The sequence below is a fragment of the Pseudomonas sp. P5_B2 genome, assembly GCF_056400445.1.
Genome location: NZ_JBFULH010000832.1, coordinates 1 through 1,539 on the forward strand (window position 1 = coordinate 1; position 1,539 = coordinate 1,539).

The window sequence follows — 1,539 nt, forward strand, 5'->3', positions numbered from 1 at the left end:
TAGGGCGGCACTTTAGCGTTCGTGCGGGGATTCTGAGGCCTGCGGATCGTCTACTTCATGGGCGTCGTTCACGGCAGGCGTGTTTTTGTGCGTTTGCTCGGCGCGGGCATTCAAGTCTCGCCACTGTTCCAGGTCGATGGCGCCCTGCCCCAACAAGTCGTCGGCCATGCGCAGCAGTTCGACGTAATGGGCGTCGGGGGATTGCTGCCAGTAGGCCTTGTCGTCGAACAGGCGCTGCCACGCGGCAAGGTCTGGCGGTTTGAGGTCGTCGCTCATGGCGGGCTCCTGTGAACGGGCTTGTTAACGTAGGAGGACGTCGATCCGCCGAGAGTTCCGGCTCAATAACCGGTCATTTCCAGATAGCCCTGCCCCGCATGGCTGCCGCTCAGTTGCACCGGCCCTTCCCAATACGGAATGCGCAAATCCATCCAGGCGTTGGGGTTGAGGGCATCGAGGGTGATGTCGAGGTGCTTGCCGGGGATTTTGATGGACCAGCGCACCGGCATCGTACGGCCAGCAACGTTGGCGGTGTCTTGCGGGGTAAGGCGGATGTCGTCGGCATGCAGTTGTTGAGTCTGCCCATGGGCGTCGATCCAGGTGCCGGTGAGGTAAGGCTCGCCGTGCTTGTTGCGCATGCGGTAGAGCATCACCTGTTCGCCGCTGTCCAGGTGCAGGGAAAACCAGTCCCAACCGGTCTGATTGGCAGTCAGCGGCTGGCTGCTCCATTCACGATCAAGCCAGGCCGGGCCGCTGACTTGATAGGTCTTGCCATCGATTTCCAGCGAACCACTGGCCTGAAAAAACGGCTGGCTGTAATAGTACGACGCCTGGCCTTGTTCAGATTTCTGGCTGAAACCTTTATCGCCCTGAAGCACCAGCGGACGGGTAGCTGTCAGGTGCAGTTGGTAGCCAAAGTCCTTGTCCCGCGCGCTGAGTTGAAGGTCCGACAAAAGATCAGAGCTCTGACTGCTGAAACGCCAGTCATCGATCCAGGCATTGAACGGCGCCACGTTTACACCCGCCTGACCGACGCCGCCCCGGGCGTAGCGTTCGGCGGCGTGATGCACCGTCGCCGACGTCACGGCCGCGTGCCCCAGCCAGATCGTCTGATTGCCCCAGCCTGCGACCTCGGGCGCTGCTTTCAAGGCGCTGCGAAACAACGTCCATTGCACGCCGAATTCGCGGCCCTGCTCGTCCTTGAGGTTGGTGGTGACGTACCACCACTCGATACGAAAACCGTCATGCGGGCCATGATCTGCCGGGAAGCTGAACACCCGACCGGGCACCACCGGCGTAAACGCCGCAGCCTCGCCACCCAGACCGGCAAAGCCTTTCTCAACGGGTACCGGGTTGTCGCAGCCACTCAACACCATCACCAGCAGCAGACCGAGCTTAATCCTCATGAGCAAAGGTCCTCAGCAGGTCCGCCGGTTGCGTGCGATACAGCGAGTACAACGGCCACGCCGACGCCAATAACGTCGCAAACAACGCCAACCCCATCAACTGCAACAACTGCAACGGAAACACGCGCAATGGCAG

Annotated in this window: 2 protein-coding genes; both read right to left on the reverse strand. The window is 61.1% G+C overall.

Annotated features, from left to right (window positions below):
- Positions 1-12: 12 nt before the first annotated feature.
- Positions 13-276, reverse strand: a complete 264-nt coding sequence (locus AC1DRJ_RS27230; protein WP_477804876.1) for a hypothetical protein — start codon at positions 274-276, stop codon at positions 13-15.
- A gap of 62 nt (positions 277-338) precedes the next feature.
- The gene (locus tag AC1DRJ_RS27235) at positions 339-1,403 is read right to left on the reverse strand and encodes a lipocalin-like domain-containing protein (protein ID WP_477804877.1); all 1,065 of its coding nucleotides are present in this window, start codon (positions 1,401-1,403) and stop codon (positions 339-341) included.
- Positions 1,404-1,539 lie beyond the last annotated feature (136 nt).